Source organism: Streptomyces sp. NPDC002911 (assembly GCF_053591835.1).
Genome location: NZ_JBSFUO010000016.1, coordinates 1 through 18,085, shown reverse-complemented (window position 1 = coordinate 18,085; position 18,085 = coordinate 1). Strand labels below are relative to the sequence as shown.

Annotated in this window: 11 protein-coding genes and 1 pseudogene; 4 read left to right on the top strand and 8 right to left on the bottom strand. The window is 67.6% G+C overall.

Translation table 11 applies throughout. From position 1 onward, the window contains the following. Window positions 1-36: 36 nt before the first annotated feature. The 5 genes from ACWD04_RS23200 to ngcE all read right to left on the bottom strand — a co-directional run bounded on the left by ACWD04_RS23200 (window position 37) and on the right by ngcE (window position 6,169). Entirely contained in the window at window positions 37-1,134 is a 1,098-nt protein-coding gene (locus tag ACWD04_RS23200; RefSeq protein WP_451134815.1) for a substrate-binding domain-containing protein, read from the bottom strand. Window positions 1,135-1,256: 122 nt separating this feature from the next. Then, window positions 1,257-2,456, bottom strand: coding sequence for an ROK family transcriptional regulator (locus ACWD04_RS23195; protein WP_451134813.1), 1,200 nt, complete (start codon window positions 2,454-2,456; stop codon window positions 1,257-1,259). A gap of 278 nt (window positions 2,457-2,734) precedes the next feature. Further along, a complete protein-coding gene (locus ACWD04_RS23190) occupies window positions 2,735-3,652 on the bottom strand; it encodes a carbohydrate ABC transporter permease (RefSeq protein ID WP_451134811.1) in 918 nt (305 codons plus the stop codon). A gap of 97 nt (window positions 3,653-3,749) precedes the next feature. After that, the gene (locus tag ACWD04_RS23185) at window positions 3,750-4,673 is read right to left on the bottom strand and encodes a carbohydrate ABC transporter permease (RefSeq protein WP_451134809.1); all 924 of its coding nucleotides are present in this window, start codon (window positions 4,671-4,673) and stop codon (window positions 3,750-3,752) included. 50 nt (window positions 4,674-4,723) lie between these two features. Beyond that, window positions 4,724-6,169, bottom strand: a complete 1,446-nt coding sequence (gene ngcE, locus ACWD04_RS23180; RefSeq protein ID WP_451134807.1) for an N-acetylglucosamine/diacetylchitobiose ABC transporter substrate-binding protein — start codon at window positions 6,167-6,169, stop codon at window positions 4,724-4,726. A gap of 494 nt (window positions 6,170-6,663) precedes the next feature. Here ngcE and ACWD04_RS23175 point away from each other — a divergent pair, with 494 nt between their 5' ends. From ACWD04_RS23175 to ACWD04_RS23165, 3 genes are all read left to right on the top strand, one after another. Further along, window positions 6,664-10,512, top strand: a complete 3,849-nt coding sequence (locus ACWD04_RS23175; RefSeq protein ID WP_451134805.1) for a GH92 family glycosyl hydrolase — start codon at window positions 6,664-6,666, stop codon at window positions 10,510-10,512. A gap of 397 nt (window positions 10,513-10,909) precedes the next feature. Beyond that, entirely contained in the window at window positions 10,910-11,653 is a 744-nt protein-coding gene (locus tag ACWD04_RS23170) for a hypothetical protein (protein ID WP_451134803.1), read from the top strand. Between the two features lie 64 nt (window positions 11,654-11,717). Next, window positions 11,718-12,356, top strand: coding sequence for a class F sortase (locus tag ACWD04_RS23165; RefSeq protein ID WP_451134801.1), 639 nt, complete (start codon window positions 11,718-11,720; stop codon window positions 12,354-12,356). A gap of 77 nt (window positions 12,357-12,433) precedes the next feature. Here the strand turns inward: ACWD04_RS23165 and ACWD04_RS23160 are convergent, their stop codons facing one another. Further along, window positions 12,434-14,131, bottom strand: a complete 1,698-nt coding sequence (locus ACWD04_RS23160) for an LCP family protein (protein ID WP_451134799.1) — start codon at window positions 14,129-14,131, stop codon at window positions 12,434-12,436. Between the two features lie 346 nt (window positions 14,132-14,477). On the opposite strand from ACWD04_RS23160, the pseudogene ACWD04_RS23155 reads away from it, so the two are divergent. Beyond that, window positions 14,478-14,645, top strand: a pseudogene (locus ACWD04_RS23155) (alpha-hydroxy-acid oxidizing protein); the annotation flags it as partial. Window positions 14,646-14,737: 92 nt separating this feature from the next. Here ACWD04_RS23155 and ACWD04_RS23150 read toward each other — a convergent pair. Beyond that, complete coding sequence (locus ACWD04_RS23150; protein WP_451134797.1) at window positions 14,738-15,364, bottom strand: histidine phosphatase family protein; 627 nt, start codon at window positions 15,362-15,364, stop codon at window positions 14,738-14,740. A gap of 64 nt (window positions 15,365-15,428) precedes the next feature. Continuing rightward, complete coding sequence (yicI, locus tag ACWD04_RS23145) at window positions 15,429-17,657, bottom strand: alpha-xylosidase (RefSeq protein WP_451134795.1); 2,229 nt, start codon at window positions 17,655-17,657, stop codon at window positions 15,429-15,431. Window positions 17,658-18,085: the final 428 nt, after the last annotated feature.

Here is an 18,085-nt window from a genome sequence, read left to right as displayed (position 1 = left end):
CGCCCCCGCCCGGGGGCGGGGCGGTCCGGAAGAGTCCTACTTGACGCCGGCGGCGTCGCAGGCCGCCTTGTACTCGGCGGTGCAGATCTCCTCGGCCTTGTAGACCTCGTCCGCGATGACCGTGGAGGCGATGTTCTCCTTGGTCAGGATCTGCGCGTCGTAGAGCTTGGAGGGGATGCCCTTGAACTCGCCGCTGAGGCTGTCGACCTTGACGGGCGTGAGGTCGTCGATCTTCTCGCCCTTGAGGAGCTTGACAGCGATCTCGGCGGTGGTCTCGGCCTCCGGCTTGATCTGCTTGTAGATCGTGAAGGCCTGGCTGCCCGCCAGGATGCGCTGCAGACCCGCGAGCTCGGCGTCCTGCCCGCCGACCGGGACCTTGACGCCCTGCTTGTCGAGGGCGGTGATGATGCCGCCGGCCATGCCGTCGTTGGCGGAGTAGACGCCCTGGAAGCCCGTCTTGCCCAGCGAGTCGATGGCGGCACCCATCTTCTTGTTGGCCTCGTCCGGCGACCAGTCCGGGATGTCCTGCTCGTAGACGACCTTCTTGACCTGGGTGTCCAGGACGCTGTGGGCGCCCTTCTTGAAGAACGGGGCGTTCGGGTCGGTCGGCGAGCCGTTGATCATCACGACGTTGCTGTCCTTGGCCTTGGCGCCGAGCGCCTTGACCAGGGCCTCACCCTGCAGCCGGCCGATCTTCTCGTTGTCGTACGAGACGTACGCGGAGATCGGGCCCTCGGCGAGCCGGTCGTACGCGACGACCTTGACGCCCTTCTTCTCGGCCTGCTGAACCCAGGACTTGGTGGCCTTGTAGTCGACCGCGTCCAGGATGATGACCTTCACACCCTGCGTGACCAGCGCGTCGAACTGCTTCTTCTGCGTCTCGGTGTCCTGTGCGGCGTTGTTGTACTTGACCTCGCAGTCGTCGCACAGTTCCTTGATCTTCGCCTCCATGAGGGGGCGGTCGAACGTTTCGTAACGCGTGGTCTTGTTCTCCGGCAGCAGCAGGCCGATGGTCTTGCTGTCACCACCGCCGCTGGCGTCCGCGTCGTCACCCGCCTTGCCACAAGCGGCAACCGAGACTGCCATGGAAAGAGCGGCTGTGCCTATGACGATGCGTCGCGTCATTGCGTTCATGGGGGTGTGCCTCCCTGACGAGGCCGCAACGTTGCGGCCGAGGTGGCTGGAAGTCAACTCGGCCGCAAGGGCGGCGTCAAGGAGTAAATCCTTAACGAGATGACAACGGTGCCATTCGTTATCTAAGTGAAGGCAGGAGTGGCCCCGGGAAGGGTGCTCTCCAAAAGGGTTGAATCCCCCATCTCGCTGAGCACGAGGGCCAGCGCGCCCAGCACCTCGGCCCGCCCTCCGAGCGCCCCGGGGAGCACGGAGAGCTGCCGCGCCGCGCTGGGAATGGCATAGCGCGAGACCGAGTCACGGATGGGCGCCAGCACCATCTCGCCCGCCTCCGCGAGGGATCCGCCGAGCACCACCCGGCTCGGGTTGAGCAGGTTGCACAGGTTCGCGACCCCGCTGCCGACGTGCCGGCCGACGTCCCCGATGACCCTGCGGCAGCCCGGGTCACCCTCGCGGGCCAGCTGGACCATTCGCTCCATGGTGAGATCGGACCCGTGACTGGGCTTCAGCAGGGGCAGGACATACCGGGCGGCGGTGAAGGTCTCCAGGCAGCCGCGGTTGCCACAGCGGCAGACAGGGCCCGACTCGTCGAGGGTGATGTGGCCGATCTCGCCGGCCGTGCCGCCGGGGCCCCGGTAGATGTTCCCGTCGATCACCAGGCCTGCGCCGACACCACTGGCGACCTTGATGTACGCGAGGTCCCTGACGCCCCTGCCGCTGCCCCAGACGAGCTCCCCGAGCGCGCCGAGGTTGGCGTCGTTGTCCACGTACACCGGCACGCCGAGGCGGCCGGCGAGCTCCCGGCCGGGATTGATGCCCGTCCAGCCCGGAAGGATCGAGGTGGAGCCCAGCGTGCCGGATTCGACGTCGATCGGGCCCGGTACGCCGAGGCCGACCCCGATGACCTTCCCGGGGCTGATCCCGGTGGTCTGGATCAGGCGGTTGACCAGTTGTTCCGCACGGCCGAACCCCTGTGCCGACGAGGCGTCCACATCGAGTGGCTCGGATTCCTCGGCCAGCACCTGGTGAGCCAGGTTGCCGATGGCCACGCGCAGGTGGGTATGCCCGAAATCCACCCCTATGACAATGCCCGCGTCCCCACTCAGGGAGACGCTCCTGGCGCGGCGCCCGCCCGCCGAGGTGGGGGTCACCTCGACCGTGCCGCTGTCCTTGAGTTCACGGACGATGTTGGAGACAGTGGCTGCGGAGAGACCGGTACTCCTGGCGATCTCGGCCTGGGTCAGGGACCCCGCCATCCTTACGGCACGTACGACCCGCTCAAGGTTGGCCCTATGCAGAGATGTCTGCGACCCCGGAGTCTCCATCGACTCACTCACTCCTGCCGTTTTCTCTAACATGTGAACCCTAAGCTGAGCGTTTTGGGGTGCCCCCCGTCAAGACCTTGAGCAGTCGCAGCCTCCGATGAGCTTGGGGCCTCCACATCCGGACAGGTTCGAAAACAGCAGAAACGGCACGAAACCACCCCCCGGCCGGTGACCGAGAGGTGGTTCCTGGCCCCGGGGGCCTGTTCGTTTCTGCTGACTGTTGTCGCCAGGTCACGCCGAGAGCCGCTGATACGTGAACGCGCCCCGTGGCACCGTCCCTACTTGAGCGCGCCCGCCGTCAGCCCCGCGACGACCTGCCGCTGGAAGACGATGTAGGCGGCGAGGACCGGCAGCATCGCCATGACCAGCCCCGCGAAGAGGCCCGACCAGTCCCCCTTGTACCCCTGGCTGGTGGCCAGTTCGACCAGGCCCTGGGAGAGCACCTTGCCGTCCGGGTCGGTGTTGAGCACCGTCGGCAGCATGTACTGGTTCCACTGGCCGAGGAAGTTGAAGATGCCGACGCTGATCAGGCCGGGCTTCGCCATCGGCAGCATCACCTGGAAGAACGTCCGGGTGTGCGAGGCGCCGTCGAGCATCGCCGCTTCCGCGATCGAGGTCGGCAGGGTCCGGAAGAACGAGGTGAGGAAGAAGACGGTGAACGGCAGCGAGTACGCGATGTACACCAGGATCAGCCCGTGCACCGAGTTCAGCAGGCCCATGTTGTTCATGACGAAGAACAGCGGGACGAGCGCCAGGATGACCGGGAAGCTCATCCCGCCGATGAAGAGGAAGTAGATGAAGCGGTTCCCCGGAAAGTCGAACCGCGCCAGCACGTACGCCGCCATCGAGCCCAGCAGCAGGGTGCCGATGAGCGAACCGCCCACCACCAGGATGGTGTTGAGGAAGTAGTCACTCATGTGAGCCTGGTTCCAGGCCCGTGACCAGTTCTCGAAGTGCAGCGTGTCCGGCAGCGACCATGGCTTCGACAGGATCGAGTCGTCCGTCTTGAAGGATGCCGTCACCGCCCAGAGCAGCGGCATGACGACGAGCACCGCCCAGATGACCAGCACACCGTGCGAGAAGACGTTGAGGACCCTGCCCTCGCCGCTTCTCGCCGGCCCGTCCACCGGAGCCTTCGTCTTCGTCACCGACGAGCGCGGCGCCGGAACGGCGGGCGGGGTCTCAGTGACCTTCATACGTGCTCACCTCGTTCAGCTGTCGGGCCGTTCACCGGGACCGAACTGTTCTGCGTAAGGGCGGCCTTCCGGTCGCCGGACCGCGGGCGGGGCGGCATCAGAACTCCAGCCGCTCACGCCGGCCCAGTCGCATCACGATGCCCGCGAAGAGCATGGTGACGATGAGCAGCCCGACACCGATCGTGGTCGCGTAGCCGGCCTGGGCGTCCCGGAAGGCCGTCTGGTAGACGTACAGCGGCAGGACGGTGGTGGAGTAGTCGGGGCCGCCCGGCCCCATCGTCATGACCTGTACGGCGGTGAAGGCCTCCACGCCGAGCGCCAGGATGCCCATGTAGACCCAGCCGGACTGCACGGTGTCCCAGAGCAGCGGCAGTGTGATCTTGAAGAACGTCGTGATGCGGTCGGCCCCGTCGAGCAGCGCGGCCTCGTAGAAGTCCTTCGGAATCGACGCCATACCGGCGGAGAAGAGGACGACGAAGAATCCGACCGTCGACCAGATCAGCACGACCATCACACAGTAGAGCGCGAGATCGGGGTCACCGAGCCAGTCCGACTGAAGGCTTTCGAGGCCGACGCCCTTCAGCGTCGCGTTCAGCACTCCGGACGTCGGGTTGAACGCGAACTGGAAGAGCAGGGCCACGATCACGATCGACAGAACCTGCGGGAAGAAATAGGCGATCTTATAGAAAGCAGAACCCCGCACACCGGCAACCGCGGCGTTTTTACGCCGACGTCCGCCGACATTGAGCATGAAGGCGAAAAACAGCGCCAGGCCCAGCGTCACCAGCGGCAGCAGCAGTGCGAGCAGCACACTGTGCTGCAGCGACTTCCAGAAGATTCCGTCGTCGAGCATCCGGCTGTAGTTGTCGAAGCCGATCATCTGGAAGTCCGCGCTCAGTCCGGTCCAGTCCGTGAACGAGTAGTAGATGGACTGGGCGAAGGGCCAGATCACGAAGACGGCGTACAACGCCAGCGGAACCGCCAGGAATCCCGCGATGAACCGGTACTTGCCGTGCTGCATCGTTTACCGACCCCGATCTCTGAGCGGGTGCCGCCGCTGGTGACGGTGGCTCACCGGTGCTTGTAGTGCTTGATGGACTGGTCCTTGGCCGCCGCGTCGGCGAAGCCCTGGATCTTCTTGATGGTCTCCGCCGGGGTCGCGCGGCCGGCCATCATCTCCCCGATGCCGGCGCTACCGATCTGCTCCTTCTGCAGCTTGGCGTACCAGCCTTCGATGCGCGGGTTCATCACGTTCTCGCCCGCCTTCGTCAGCGCGTCGGCTGCCGACCGAAGCGCTGTCGTGAGGGCCGGGCCGTCCGTGCCGCCGTCGAGGGCGGTCAGCGACTTGACCTTCTGGGTGAAGTTCTTGGAGGACTCCTCGCTGAGCATGATGCGCAGCTGCTCCATGCCCCCTTCGGGGTTCTTCGCCTTGGCCGGGACGACGAAGGGCTCGCCGCCGGAGGCCCAGATGGTGCCGAAGGGCAGCTTGTCGGACGCGTCGAGGCTGGACGGCGCGCCGACCGTCATCTTGAAGTCCTCGGGCGTGGTGGGCGCTGCCTCGTTCTCCACCCACGAGCCGTTCGGGATGAAGAGGGCCTTGCCCTTGGTCCACTCGGTCTGCGACTGGATGTGGGTCAGACCGGGCGTGCCCTTGAGGATGTAGCCCTTCCTGAAGAGCTCGTAGTACGCCTCGAAGGCGGCCTTGACGGCCGGGTCCTTCCAGGCGTTCGGCTCCAGGTTGTCGATCTTGTCGAGGACCTCGCGGCCACCGATCTTGGCGATGAAGGGGTAGAGCGAGAACGGCAGGTAGTACGCATACCTGCCCGGGTAGGTCCACCCGGCGATGCCCTGCTTCTTCGCCTTCGCGCACAGCGCGAGCATGTCGTCCCAGGTCTCCGGGTACGTCGCGTCGAGCTTTTCGAGGTTGGTCCGGGAGTACCAGACCCCGTAGACCGTGTACGCGTAGTACATGACCCAGACCGGGTCGCCGTCGAACTGGCCCATCTTCAGAACACCGGGGCGCAGCGTGTCGCGGACCTTCTTGGCGGGGTCGTCGTAGGACGGGGCGTCCATCAGCGGCGTGAGGTCGGCGAGCTGCTTCTTGCCGACCAGGACACCCATGTCCATCTGCTCGGCGCCCGAGTTGTCGATCAGGTCCGGCGGGGTGCCGCCGTTGAAGCGCGGCTGCAGGATGGACTGGATCTTCTCGGTCGCGGAGTGCTTGACCCGCGCCTTGGGGAAGGCCTCGTTGTACTTCTTCTCGGCGTCGATGGCGTACTGCTCGCCGAAGCCACCGTTGAAGATGACGACTTCGAGGGCGGCGGTCTCATTGACACCGAGCGGGTTCTCCGCGCTCTTGGTGCCCTTTTCGATTTTCTCGTCGCTTCCGCTGTCGCTGCTCGCGCACGCCGAAAGGAAGCTCATCGTCGGAACGGCGATCAGGCCGAGTGCGGCAGAACGCTTGATCACATCACGACGGCCAAGGCCCTCATTCGTGCGGCCGGAGGTGAATCCCATGCTCAAGTCCTCGCCTTCTCCAGGACTCAGGCGGTGTACCGGTCACCCGTCATGAATTCGCCTCAGGCGAAGGGCTCCGCCACCGCGGTCAGTTGCGCTTGGGTGGTGCACATTGCGGATTGCCGCATGCGGTGGAGAAGTGGCGGAGTAACGTACGACGGGCCACCTCGCGCGCCCACATCCGTTCCCCCTCCCCCGTGTCCGCGTGCCGTTGTGCAGCGGTTGTGCAGACGCCGACAGATATAGTCCACTTGTCGCCAACTGGGCAAGATCGTAAGCAGAGTTGAGCGGCAGTCTTTCCCGAGTTGAGACCTCACGGTCACCTCGGCCCCGCACGCCTTCGCGCGGAATCACCTTTTCCGCAATACGGCCGAATCACCTGCGCCGACCCCACGCAACACCCTTGACACATCCAGCCCCTTGGCTCCCTACTAGAACCCGCATCCCTCGCTGACAACGTTGTCCAAGCATGCCCCCGGGAGGAACGGCTCCGTATGCAGCCCCTACGTAGTCCTCAGCACGATTCGCGCCACAGACACAGTCGCTCCGCCGCGGTCCTCGCGGCCTCTCTCGTCATGGCTCTGGCAGCCCCCGCCGCCGCCCTCGCCCAACCCTCCGGCGCCCCGCAGAAGCCCTCCGGCGACACGTCGTTCAGCTCCTCCTTCGAGGCCGACGAAGAGCAGCCGGACTGGCGCAACACCGTCGACGAAGGCGCCGACGGGAAGAAGCGGGCATCTGGCGTCGACGGTGGGTTCTCCGCCGGGATACCGGGCAATGTCACCGATCAGGTCACGGATCTGCGTGCCAGCGGCGAGAACGCCTCCGGCGGCGAGGTCAAGGAGAACCTGACCGATGTGGAGCCCGGCACCAAGTGGCTGGCCTTCGAGCCGTCGGGCTGGGTCGAGTTCGACCTCGCCGAGCCCACCGAGGTCGTCACCTACGCACTCACTTCGGCCAACGACCACGGCGAGCGGGACCCCAGGGACTGGACCCTCAAGGGCTCCGCCGACGGCAAGACCTGGACGGACCTGGACACCCGCACCGGTCAGGAGTTCTCCGAGCGCTTCCAGACCAAGTCCTACGACTTCACCACGGACACCGCCTACCAGCACTTCCGGCTGGAGATCACGAAGAACAACGGCGCGTCCGGCGCGATCCAGCTCGCCGACGTCCAGTTCTCGGACGGAAACACCTCGACCCCCACCCCCGACGACATGCGCTCCCAGCCCGACCGGGGCCCGTCGGGATCCCCCACCGCCAAGCAGGGCGCGGGGTTCTCCGGCAAGAAGGCCCTGCGGTACGCGGGTACGCACAAGCCGGAAGGCCACGCCTACTCGTACAACAAGGTCTTCGACGTCGACACGGCGGTCACCAAGGACACGCAGCTCTCCTACCTGGTGTACCCGCAGATGGGCGAGACCGACCTCGACTACCCCGCGACGCACGTGGCGGTGGACCTGGCCTTCACCGACGGCACGTACCTGAGCGAGCTGAAGGCCACCGACAGCCACGGCGGACTGCTGACCCCGCAGGGTCAGGCCGACGCCAAGCGGCTGTACGTGAACCAGTGGAACAAGGTCGCCTCGCGAATCGGCACGGTCGCCGCCGGCAAGACCGTCGACCGGATCCTGGTGGCGTACGACTCCCCCAAGGGTCCGTCGAAGTTCCAGGGCTGGATCGACGACGTCACGATCGCCCCGAAGGCCCCGGAGAAGCGCAAGGCGCACCTCTCGGAGTACGCGTCGACCGTGCGCGGCACCAACTCCAGCGGCGGCTTCTCGCGCGGCAACAACATCCCGGCGACCGCGGTCCCGCACGGCTTCAACTTCTGGACGCCGGTCACCAACGCCGGATCCACCAGCTGGCTGTACGACTACGCGCGTGGCAACAACGAGGACAACCTGCCGACGCTCCAGGCGTTCAGCGCCAGCCATGAGCCGAGCCCCTGGATGGGTGACCGCCAGACCTTCCAGATGATGCCGTCGGCGGCCTCCGGCACTCCCGACGCCTCCCGCACGGCCCGCGCGCTTCCGTTCCGCCACGAGAACGAGACGGCGACCCCGCACTACTACGGGGTGACGTTCGAGAACGGCCTCAAGGCCGAGATGGCGCCCACCGACCATGCGGCGCGGATGCGGTTCACCTACCCCGGCGACGACGCGAGCCTGGTCTTCGACAACGTCGACAACAGGGGCGGACTCACCCTCGACCCGGAGACCGGTTCCTTCACCGGCTACTCCGATGTGAAGAGCGGCCTCTCCACCGGAGCCACCCGGCTCTTCGTGTACGGCTCCTTCGACGCGCCGGTCACCGACAGCGGCAAACTGAAGGGCGGCGGCGGTGACGATGTGACCGGCTTCTTCCGCTTCGACGCGGGCAAGGACCGTACGGTCAACCTGCGGCTGGCCACCTCGCTGATCAGCGTCGACCAGGCGAAGAAGAACCTCGCCATGGAACTGCCCGCGAAGACCTCCTTCGACAAGGTCAGGAAGAACGCGCAGAAGGCCTGGGACAAGATCCTCGGCAAGGTCGAGGTCGAGGGTGCGAACGCCGACCAGCTGACCACGCTCTACTCCAGCCTGTACCGGCTCTACCTCTACCCGAACTCGGGATTCGAGCAGGTCGACGGCAAGAGCACCTACGCGAGCCCCTTCTCGCCGCAGACCGGCACCGACACCCCGACCCACACCGGCGCGAAGATCGTCAAGGGTGAGGTGTACGTCAACAACGGCTTCTGGGACACCTATAGGACGACCTGGCCGGCGTACTCCTTCTTCTCCCCGAAGCAGGCCGGCAAGATGGTCGACGGCTTCGTCCAGCACTACAAGGACGGCGGCTGGACCTCCCGCTGGTCCTCCCCCGGCTACGCGGACCTTATGACCGGCACCAGCTCCGACGTGGCCTTCGCCGACGCGTACGTCAAGGGCGTCGACTTCGACGCCGAGGCGGCGTACGAGGCGGCGGTCAAGAACGCCACGGTGGCCCCTCCGTCCTCGGGTGTCGGCCGCAAGGGCATGGAGACCTCGGTCTTCACCGGGTACGCCAACACCTCGACGCACGAGGGGCTTTCCTGGTCGCTGGAGGGCTACCTCAACGACTACGGCATCGCCGAGATGGGCAAGGCCCTCTACAAGAAGACGAAGAAGGCGCGCTACAAGGAGGAGTCCGCGTACTTCCTCAACCGCGCGCAGAACTACGTCAAGCTCTTCGACGAGAAGGCCGGCTTCTTCCAGGGCAAGAAGGCCAACGGTGACTGGCGCCTGCCCTCCGACCAGTACGACCCCCGTGTCTGGGGCTACGACTACACGGAGACCAACGGCTGGGGTTACGCCTTCACCGCCCCGCAGGACAGCCGCGGCCTGGCCAACCTCTACGGCGGGCGCGACGGTCTGGCCAAGAAGCTGGACACGTACTTCGCGACCCCCGAGACCGCCGGACCCGAGTTCGTCGGTTCGTACGGCGGTGTCATCCACGAGATGACCGAGGCACGCGACGTGCGGATGGGCCAGTACGGCCACAGCAACCAGGTCGCACACCACGCCACGTACATGTACAACGCGGCGTCGCAGCCCTGGAAGACGCAGGAGAAGGTCCGCGAGGTCCTCGGCCGGCTGTACACCGGCAGCGAGATCGGGCAGGGCTACCACGGCGACGAGGACAACGGCGAGCAGTCGGCCTGGTTCCTCTTCTCCTCGCTCGGCTTCTACCCGCTGGTCATGGGCAGCGGTGAGTACGCGATCGGCTCGCCGCTCTTCACGAAGACGACCGTGCACCTGGAGAACGGTCGCGAGCTGGTCGTCAAGGCTCCGAAGAACAGCGCAGAGAACATCTACGTCCAGGGACTGAAGGTCAACGGCAAGAAGTGGACGTCCACTTCGCTGCCGCACGACCTGCTGGCCAAGGGCGGCGTGCTGGAGTTCGACATGGGCTCCGAGCCGTCGGCATGGGGCACGGGCAAGGACGCGGCCCCGGTCTCCATCGCCAAGGACGACAAGGCGCCCACGCCCCGGGGCGACGTGCTCAAGGGCGACGGCGCGCTGTACGACAACACATCGGCCACTTCGGCCGCGGTCGAGTCCGCGGACCTGCCGGCCGCCGAGGGCACGAAGGCGGTCCAGTACACGCTGACCTCGGCCACGGCGGCAAAGGCCCCGACGGGCTGGGTGCTCCAGGGGTCGGCGGACGGGACGACCTGGAAGGACCTCGACAAGCGGTCCGGCCAGACGTTCGCCTGGGACAAGCAGACCCGGGTGTTCTCGGTGCAGGCGCCGGGTGCGTACGCGAAGTACCGGCTGGTGAGCACGACGGCGGCGACGCTGGCGGAGATCGAGCTGATCTCCTGACCGCCTGACCGGAGTTGACAGGCCGGGGGCGGCCACCCGCGCGTGCGGGTGGCCGCCCCCGGTGCCGTGGTGCAGCGCGTGTCCCCACGGATACGCCTGCGAATCACCGGGCGCACCGCTCCGGCCGCTCTTCTTCCTTCCGCCCGTGGGCTGATTCCGACCCGCCCACCGGTCTCCACGTGACAGAACGGGCCCCCTCGCACGCAGGGGGCCCGTCCTCCTGTCTCCAGGGTCTTCCGGCGCCGCCCCGCCCGACGAGTCGCTACCCACTATCGGCTAGTCAGGGTACTTTTACCCGTTTTCACGGTGTCCCGACGGACTCTTCCGGTGATCCATGTCATCTCTTAGGCGATCAGGTGATCAGTACGACAATCATCTCGGCTTGAAGGAGCCCAGCATGCACATTTCCGCTTCCGTCCGCTCCCGCAGTGTCCGCGCGGGCACCACGGTGGCCGCCGCGGTCGCCGTCGCCGGCGTCGCCCTGGCCGGAGCTCCGGCCGCGTTCGCCCTCGGTGAGAGCGGCGACATCGACATCCAGTCGGCCGATCACTCGCGTGGCGGGCACCGCGAAGGGGGCATCATCAGGGTCTGCGAGTTCAGACTCGTAGCCACCAACTTCGACGCGTTGCCGTCGATCGGCTGGTCGATCACCGAGCAGCCCCCGGCAACGGCCCCCCTGACCTCGAACACGTTGGCCGACACCCTCCCGCTCTCACAGGGCCGGGCCCAGAGCGACACGTACCGCCTTCCGGACGGTGCTTATCTGCTCCAGTGGCCGGTCCCGGGTGCGGCGCCCAAGCAGAAGACCTTCACGGTCGACTGCGCCCACGAGGGCAAGAAGGAGGGGCGTCACGGCGGCGGCAGCGACGGGGGTTCCTCCCGGGCCGGCAGCGAGAACGAAGAGCGTCGCGGCGACACCGACGGCGAAGGTTCGTCCTGGTCCGGCAGCGAGAAGTCCTACGACAAGCCCTCCGGCGCGGTGCCCGCGGGCGGCGGCGGCGTCCCGGACATGGAGAGCGTGAGCTCCGAGAGCGAGTCGAACGTCGGCGCCTCGGCCGCGCTCGTCGCCGGTGCCGCCGGCATCGCCGGGCTGGTCATGGTCCGCCGATCCGCACGCCGTCGTGCCCGCACCGAGGTCTGACACACGCGACCGACGGCGTCGACGGGGTCCGAGTCGTGCATGCCGGCTCACTACGACCCTGTGCGTGACCTTCTCGCTGGTGACCGGCGTCGTGTGGGCATGCTCGGACCCGTCCGAGGAAGCCTCGTCGGTCACCGCCGCCCGCGGCAGCGACGCCGCGGGCGGCGGGGCGCCGCCGTTCCGGAGGGCACCGCACAAGCCGCAGGCGACGGTGCCGGCCTCGCACACACCGCTGGTGCACTCCCGGCCTGTGAAAGTCGCCGTCGCCGCGATCTTCATCGAGGCCTCCGTCACCGGCCTCACCCTGGACAAGAAGGGCCGGCTCGGTGTCCCGCCGCTGCGCAAGCCGAAGCTGGTGGGCTGGTACAGCAAGGGACCGTCCCCCGGAGAAGCGGGGACCTCTCTGCTCGTCGGCCACCGGGACACCGCGACAGGACCGGCGATCTTCCTCAATCTCAACGCCCTGCGCCGGGGTGACACCGTGAAGGTCACCCGGGCGGACCGGGTGACCGCGGTCTTCACCGTCGACGAGGTGAAGACCTACACGAAGGCCGAGTTCCCCGACGACAAGGTGTACGGCGCCACCGGCCGTCCCGAGCTCAGGCTCATGACCTGCGGGGGGCGCTTCGACAAGAAGAACGGCTACTCCTCCAACGTCGTCGTCTTCGCCCACCTGACGTCACTCAGGAAGAAGGCGGCCTGACCCGGGCGCGCCACACGGAACCTGCCGTCCGTGTGCCTCACGGGCCGCCCGGCGACGGTCGCCCCCCCCGGGCACGACTACGTCCCGCACACGCTCTCGTCGGCCCGCGACTGCTTGACGTCCACTTTCTTCGGCGGGGCGACGGGTGTGCCGGCCTCCTTGAAGTCCGCCCCGAGCACGAGCATCATCGGCTCCGTCCCGGCGGCGTCCTTCGTGCCGGGCTTCAATGCCGAGGCCGGCAGGCCCATGATGTCCGCGAGCGCACGGGCCTGGTCGGCCTGGTTCGGCGCGTACTCCAGCATCGTCGCGGCCACGCTCTTCGGGGCGTTGCCGACGTTGCTCGACTTCAGCAAGCCCTTCGAGTTCTTCAGCCAGCTCAGGACCGCACCCGCCGACCCACCCGGTGCGCCGCCGTTGGCGAGGTCGACGCGCACGTCCGACGCCTCCGCCCGCGGGCCTTCGAGCAGAGCGGCCTGCTTGTCCTTCGCCGCCTTCTGCTCCTTCTTCACCTCGGTGAAGGACACGTCGTTCTGCAGCATGCTGAAGACCTTCGGCGCCTCGACCGGGTCCGGGACGACGGTGACGGGCGTGGGCTCGGCCGGGTTGTCGACCACCGGAAGCGTCATCAAGGTGATGTTCTTCAGGTCGATCTTGCCGAGCTGCCTGGCGAGGGTGACCAGCTTGCCCGCGCTGCCTATCCCCTTGTCCACCGTGAGGGCGTTGGTGGCCGCCTCGGCGACGTCGAGCATCTTCGTGGGGCTGCTCAGCGTGTCTTCCTTCAGCTGCCGCATCATCGACGCGACGAACTTCTGCTGCATCCCGATCCGGTCCAGGTCGCTCTCGTTCTTGAGACCGTGCCGGTTGCGGAGGAACGACAGCGCGTCCTCTCCCGCGATCCGGCTCTTCCCCGCCGGCAGGTCGAGCTTGGACCCGCCGCCTTCGTCCTTGATGGGCTCCTTCAGACACACCTCGACACCGCCGACCGCGGTCGACAGCGTCTTGACCGCGTTGAAGTCGAACATCATGAAATGGTCGATCTCGAGGTCCGTGATGCCCTCGACCGTACGCATGGTGCAGCCTGGATCGCGGCCGTTCACCCCGAAGGACTCGTTGAATTTGGTGGGGGATGCCGAGCCGGCGATGACCTTGCTCGAGGCGTCGGGCTGTTTGGTCTCACAGTCCGGGATCGTGGTCATGAGGTCCCGGGGGATGCTCACCACGGTCGCGTTGGAGCGGTCACCCGATATGTGGAAGAGGAGGGTGGTGTCGGCGTGGCCGGTGACGTTGTCCCGGTTTCCGTAACCCTCGTTGCCCTTTCCGACGCGTATGTCGTTGCCGATGATCAGGATGTTGGCCGGGCCGTCCGCCAGGACGCTGTCGCTCCCCACGTCGCCGATGTCGACCGTGGTGATGTTGCCGTCCAGGCGGCTGTACCAGTAATACGCGTACGCCGACGTCCCGACGAGGATGAACGCGAGGCCGCCCCCCGTCCACATCAGCACCTGCTTCCTGCCGCGCTGCTTGCGCTTGCGGCGGCCGGATCCGGGCGCGGTGTCGGGAGCGGACGCGTTGCGGCGGTTGCGCTGCCGGGGTACGCGGGGGCCCGCGGGAGTGGCGGCACCCTCGGGCGAAGGGCATCCGGCGCCGTCGTCGTCAAGGGGACGAGCCGCTGAAGGACCGTTCAGGCGCATTTCGTACGTGCCGGTTTCAGGATTGACCACCCACTGGTCCGCGGGGTCGACCTCGTCCGCCCCTCCATACGTCTGCGCGTCCATGCTCCCCAGTTCCCTGTCATGTGCCACACGAGTCGCCCAATTGTTCGACGCGTCATCCTAACGGGGCGCCAACTTCTCCATGACCTCTACAACGTTTTCGCAGTTCTCGAGAATCCACGGAGCATCGTTGATGCGCCACCACATCCGGTACTTGGCAACACGGCTGGGCGGCCGGCGCCTCGAAACGAGGAACCGGCCGCCACGCCGTTCGCCGAAGCCCTCAGGAGCGGCGCTCTCCCGCCGTCACTCGGCGAGCTCCCGCACCAGCGGGTGGTGGGTGGTTCTCGACGTCACCGCGCACGCCTCGGCGGCCGCGCGACGGCCCGCACCCGTCCTGGTGTGGATCCAGGCCCTGGCGCTGGGTGCGCGGACGGTGCTGCTCGGCCGCCCTTATGTCCACGGTCTCGCGCTCGACGGCCGGCCGGGAGTGGAGCACGTCATCCGGACGCTCCTCGCGGAGTTCGAGCTGACCCTGGCCCTGTCGGGCTTCACCCGGCCCGCGGAACTCGGCCCCCCTGTCTCGTACGGGCCCCGGGGTCCGGGCCGGCGCCGTGGCCGGACTGACCGCTGCCGGGTGTGCCGCAACGGGCCGCACGGGAAGTCCTGTCAGCAGCCCGCCGCCTCGAACATGCTCTTCGGGATGGCGATGTTCATGGCCTTGACGACCGGCTTGCCGTGTTCCCGGCCGAGGCACGAGACCGCGCCCGTGGCCAGCTGGAACAGTTCGCCGCCGGTGACCGGCAGCCCCAGGTAGCGAGCCGTGAGGACGCGCAGGAAATGGGAGTGGGCGACCAGGGCGATGTCGTCGTGGCCCATACGGGAGGCCGCCGCACCGACCTCGGCCAGGATCCGGTCCGCGCGGTCCGCGACCTCGGACGGGGACTCGCCGGGGTGGTCCTGGGGGCCGGGGGCGACTCCGTCCCTCCAGAGGTCCCAGTCGGGGCGGGTGCGGCGGATCTCCACCGTGGTGATGCCCTCGTACGCGCCGTAGTCCCACTCGTGGAGGTCCGGTGTCACGCGGGGCGCGCGCAGGCCGGCCAGTTCCGCCGTGCGGCGGGCGCGCAGGAGGGGGCTGACCAGGGTCAGGCCGACGGTGCGTTCCGCGAGGACGGGGACGAGCGCGCGGGCCTGACGCTCCCCGAGCTCGGTCAGCGGCAGGTCCGTGTGACTCGTGTGCTGTCCGGAGCGGGACCATTCCGTCTCGCCGTGCCGGATCAGAAGCAGCTCGCCCATGGACTCCACCTTGCGCCGGGGAGCCGGCCCCGGGCGGGGCCGGCTCGGAAAGGGTCGTAAGGGCTCAGCCTACGACCGTCACCGTGTACGGCTGGTCCGTGTCCGTCGTGACGCGGACCTGGCCGCCCTCGTGAACCACCTCGTACGTGGCGGCCACCGCGCCCGTGCGGTCGGGGACAGTCACCGTGCGGGTGAAGTCGCCGGTGCCCTCCGGGGCGTAGACGCGGAGTTCGAGGTGGTCGAGCCACTCGCCGTCAGGGCGGGACTCGTCCGCGCCGAGCGGCAGGACCGCTCCCTGGCGGACCAGCAGCGGCAGGCTGTCGAAGCCGTGGGTCTCGCGGCGCCAGGCGGGGCCGGTGACCGTCTCGCCGGTGAGGAAGTGGGTCCAGGTGCCCTCGGGGACGTAGTACTCCACCTCCCCGTCCTCGGTGAAGACCGGGGCGACCAGGACGTCCGGGCCCAGCAGGTACTCGCGGTCCGCCGTGCGGGCCGTCGGGTCGTCCGGGAACTCCAGCAGCAGGGGGCGCATGGTCGGGACACCCGTGCGGTGGGCCTCGACGGCGGCGCCGTAGAGGTACGGCATCAGACGGTGCTTGAGGCGGGTGAACTGCCGGGCCACGTCCACCGCCTCGTCGCCGAACTCCCACGGCACGCGGTACGACGAGGAGCCGTGCAGCCGGCTGTGCGAGGAGAGCAGGCCGAAGGCGAGCCAGCGCTTGAAGACCGCCGGGTCCGGGGTGCCCTCGAAGCCGCCGATGTCGTGGCTCCAGAAGCCGAAGCCGGACAGGGACAGCGAGAGGCCGCCGCGCAGGGACTCCGCCATGGCCTCGAAGGAGGACCAGCAGTCGCCGCCCCAGTGGACCGGGAACTGCTGGCCTCCGGCGGCGGCCGAGCGGGCGAAGAGAACGGCCTCGCCTGCGCCCCGCTCCTCCTCCAGGATCTCGAAGACGGCCTTGTTGTAGAGGTGCGTGTAGTAGTTGTGCATGCGCTCGGTGTCGGAGCCGTCGTGCCAGACGACGTCCGTCGGGATGCGCTCGCCGAAGTCGGTCTTGAAGCCGTCGACACCCTGGTCCAGGAGGACCTTGAGCTTGGCCTGGTACCAGGCGGTGGCCTCGGGGTTGGTGAAGTCGACCAGCGCCATGCCGGCCTGCCACTTGTCCCACTGCCAGATGTCGCCGTCGGTGGTCTCGACGAAGTAGCCCTTGGCGACGCCCTCTTCGTAGAGGGCGCTCTTCTGCCCGATGTACGGGTTGATCCAGACGCAGATCTTCAGGCCCTTGTCCTTGAGCCGGGCGATCATGCCCTCCGGGTCGGGGAAGACCGCCGGGTCCCACTCGAAGTCGCACCACTGGTACTCGCGCATCCAGAAGCAGTCGAAGTGGAAGACGCTCAGCGGGATGCCGCGCTCGGCCATGCCGTCGACGAAGGAGGTGACGGTGGCCTCGTCGTAGGAGGTGGTGAAGGAGGTGGTCAGCCAGAGGCCGAACGACCAGGCCGGAGGGAGCGCGGGGAGGCCGGTGAGGGCGGCGTAGCGGGACAGTACGTCCTTCGGGGTGGGGCCCGCGACGACGAAGTACTCCATCGTCTGGTCCTCGACACTGAACTGCACCTGGCCGACGGCCTCGGAGCCGATCTCGAACGAGACCTTGCCGGGGTGGTTGACGAAGACGCCGTAACCGCGCGAGGAGAGGTAGAACGGGATGTTCTTGTAGGCCTGCTCACTGCTGGTGCCGCCGTCGGCCTGCCACATGTCGACGACCTGGCCGTTCTTGACGTACGGCGTGAAGCGCTCACCGAGGCCGTGGACGGTCTCGCCCACACCGAGGGCGAGCTGGGCGAACATGTGGTGGCTGCCGTCGTCGACGGTGGCGAACGCGCTGCCCTTGCGGCCGGCGGAGGTCAGGACCCTGCCGTCCCCGTCGAGGAACTCCAGGCCGAAGGCCCCCTCGGTGGGAAGCCGCAGGGTCAGCGGGCCGCTGGTCAGCTCGGCGGTCGTGCCCTGGGTGCGGGTCGTGGCGGCGGACTGCGGGTCGGCGCCCGGCAGTTCGAAGTCGGGGCCCTTACGGCGCTTGCCGGCGTGGTGGGTGAGACGCACCGCGATGACGCCCTCGGCAGGCGCGTAGGCCTCCACGGTGATCAGCGGAGCGTTCAGCGTGTCGCCGCGGCGCTCGACGCGCTTGACGGCGGCGTAGGCGGCGAGACGGTCGTCGTCGAGGCGGACGTCGCGGACTTCCGTGGCGTACGAGGCGTGCACACCACTGCGCATCTGCCAGAAGCCGTCGGTGAACTTCATGGGGGTGGTCCTTAGCCGATCAGGAGGTGCGGGCGGGACGTCAGGGCGCCATGCGGCAAGCGCGGCTGCGGGTCCTCTCGGTTTTGATCGTACACAAAACAAATGCGCCCGACAGGGCTGGTGCGCGACGGGAATTACCGGAATGCCCGAGTAGCCGAATCGCATGATGTGGCCCCGGATCTGCCATGTTGGCGCCACGTGACCGATACGTCACGGAAATGGTCTAGAAACCTTCGACGGGATGGCGTATTAGTACTGCAAGCAAACAAATTGGCCGGGCGGCGCAGCTGTCATCCGGGCCCGACGTCGACAAGAGGCTGTGCAATGCCGGACCGCTTCACTCCCACCCCCGCGGACAGGTTCACCTTCGGTCTCTGGACCGTGGGCTGGCGTGGCAACGACCCGTTCGGTGACGCGACGCGTCCCGC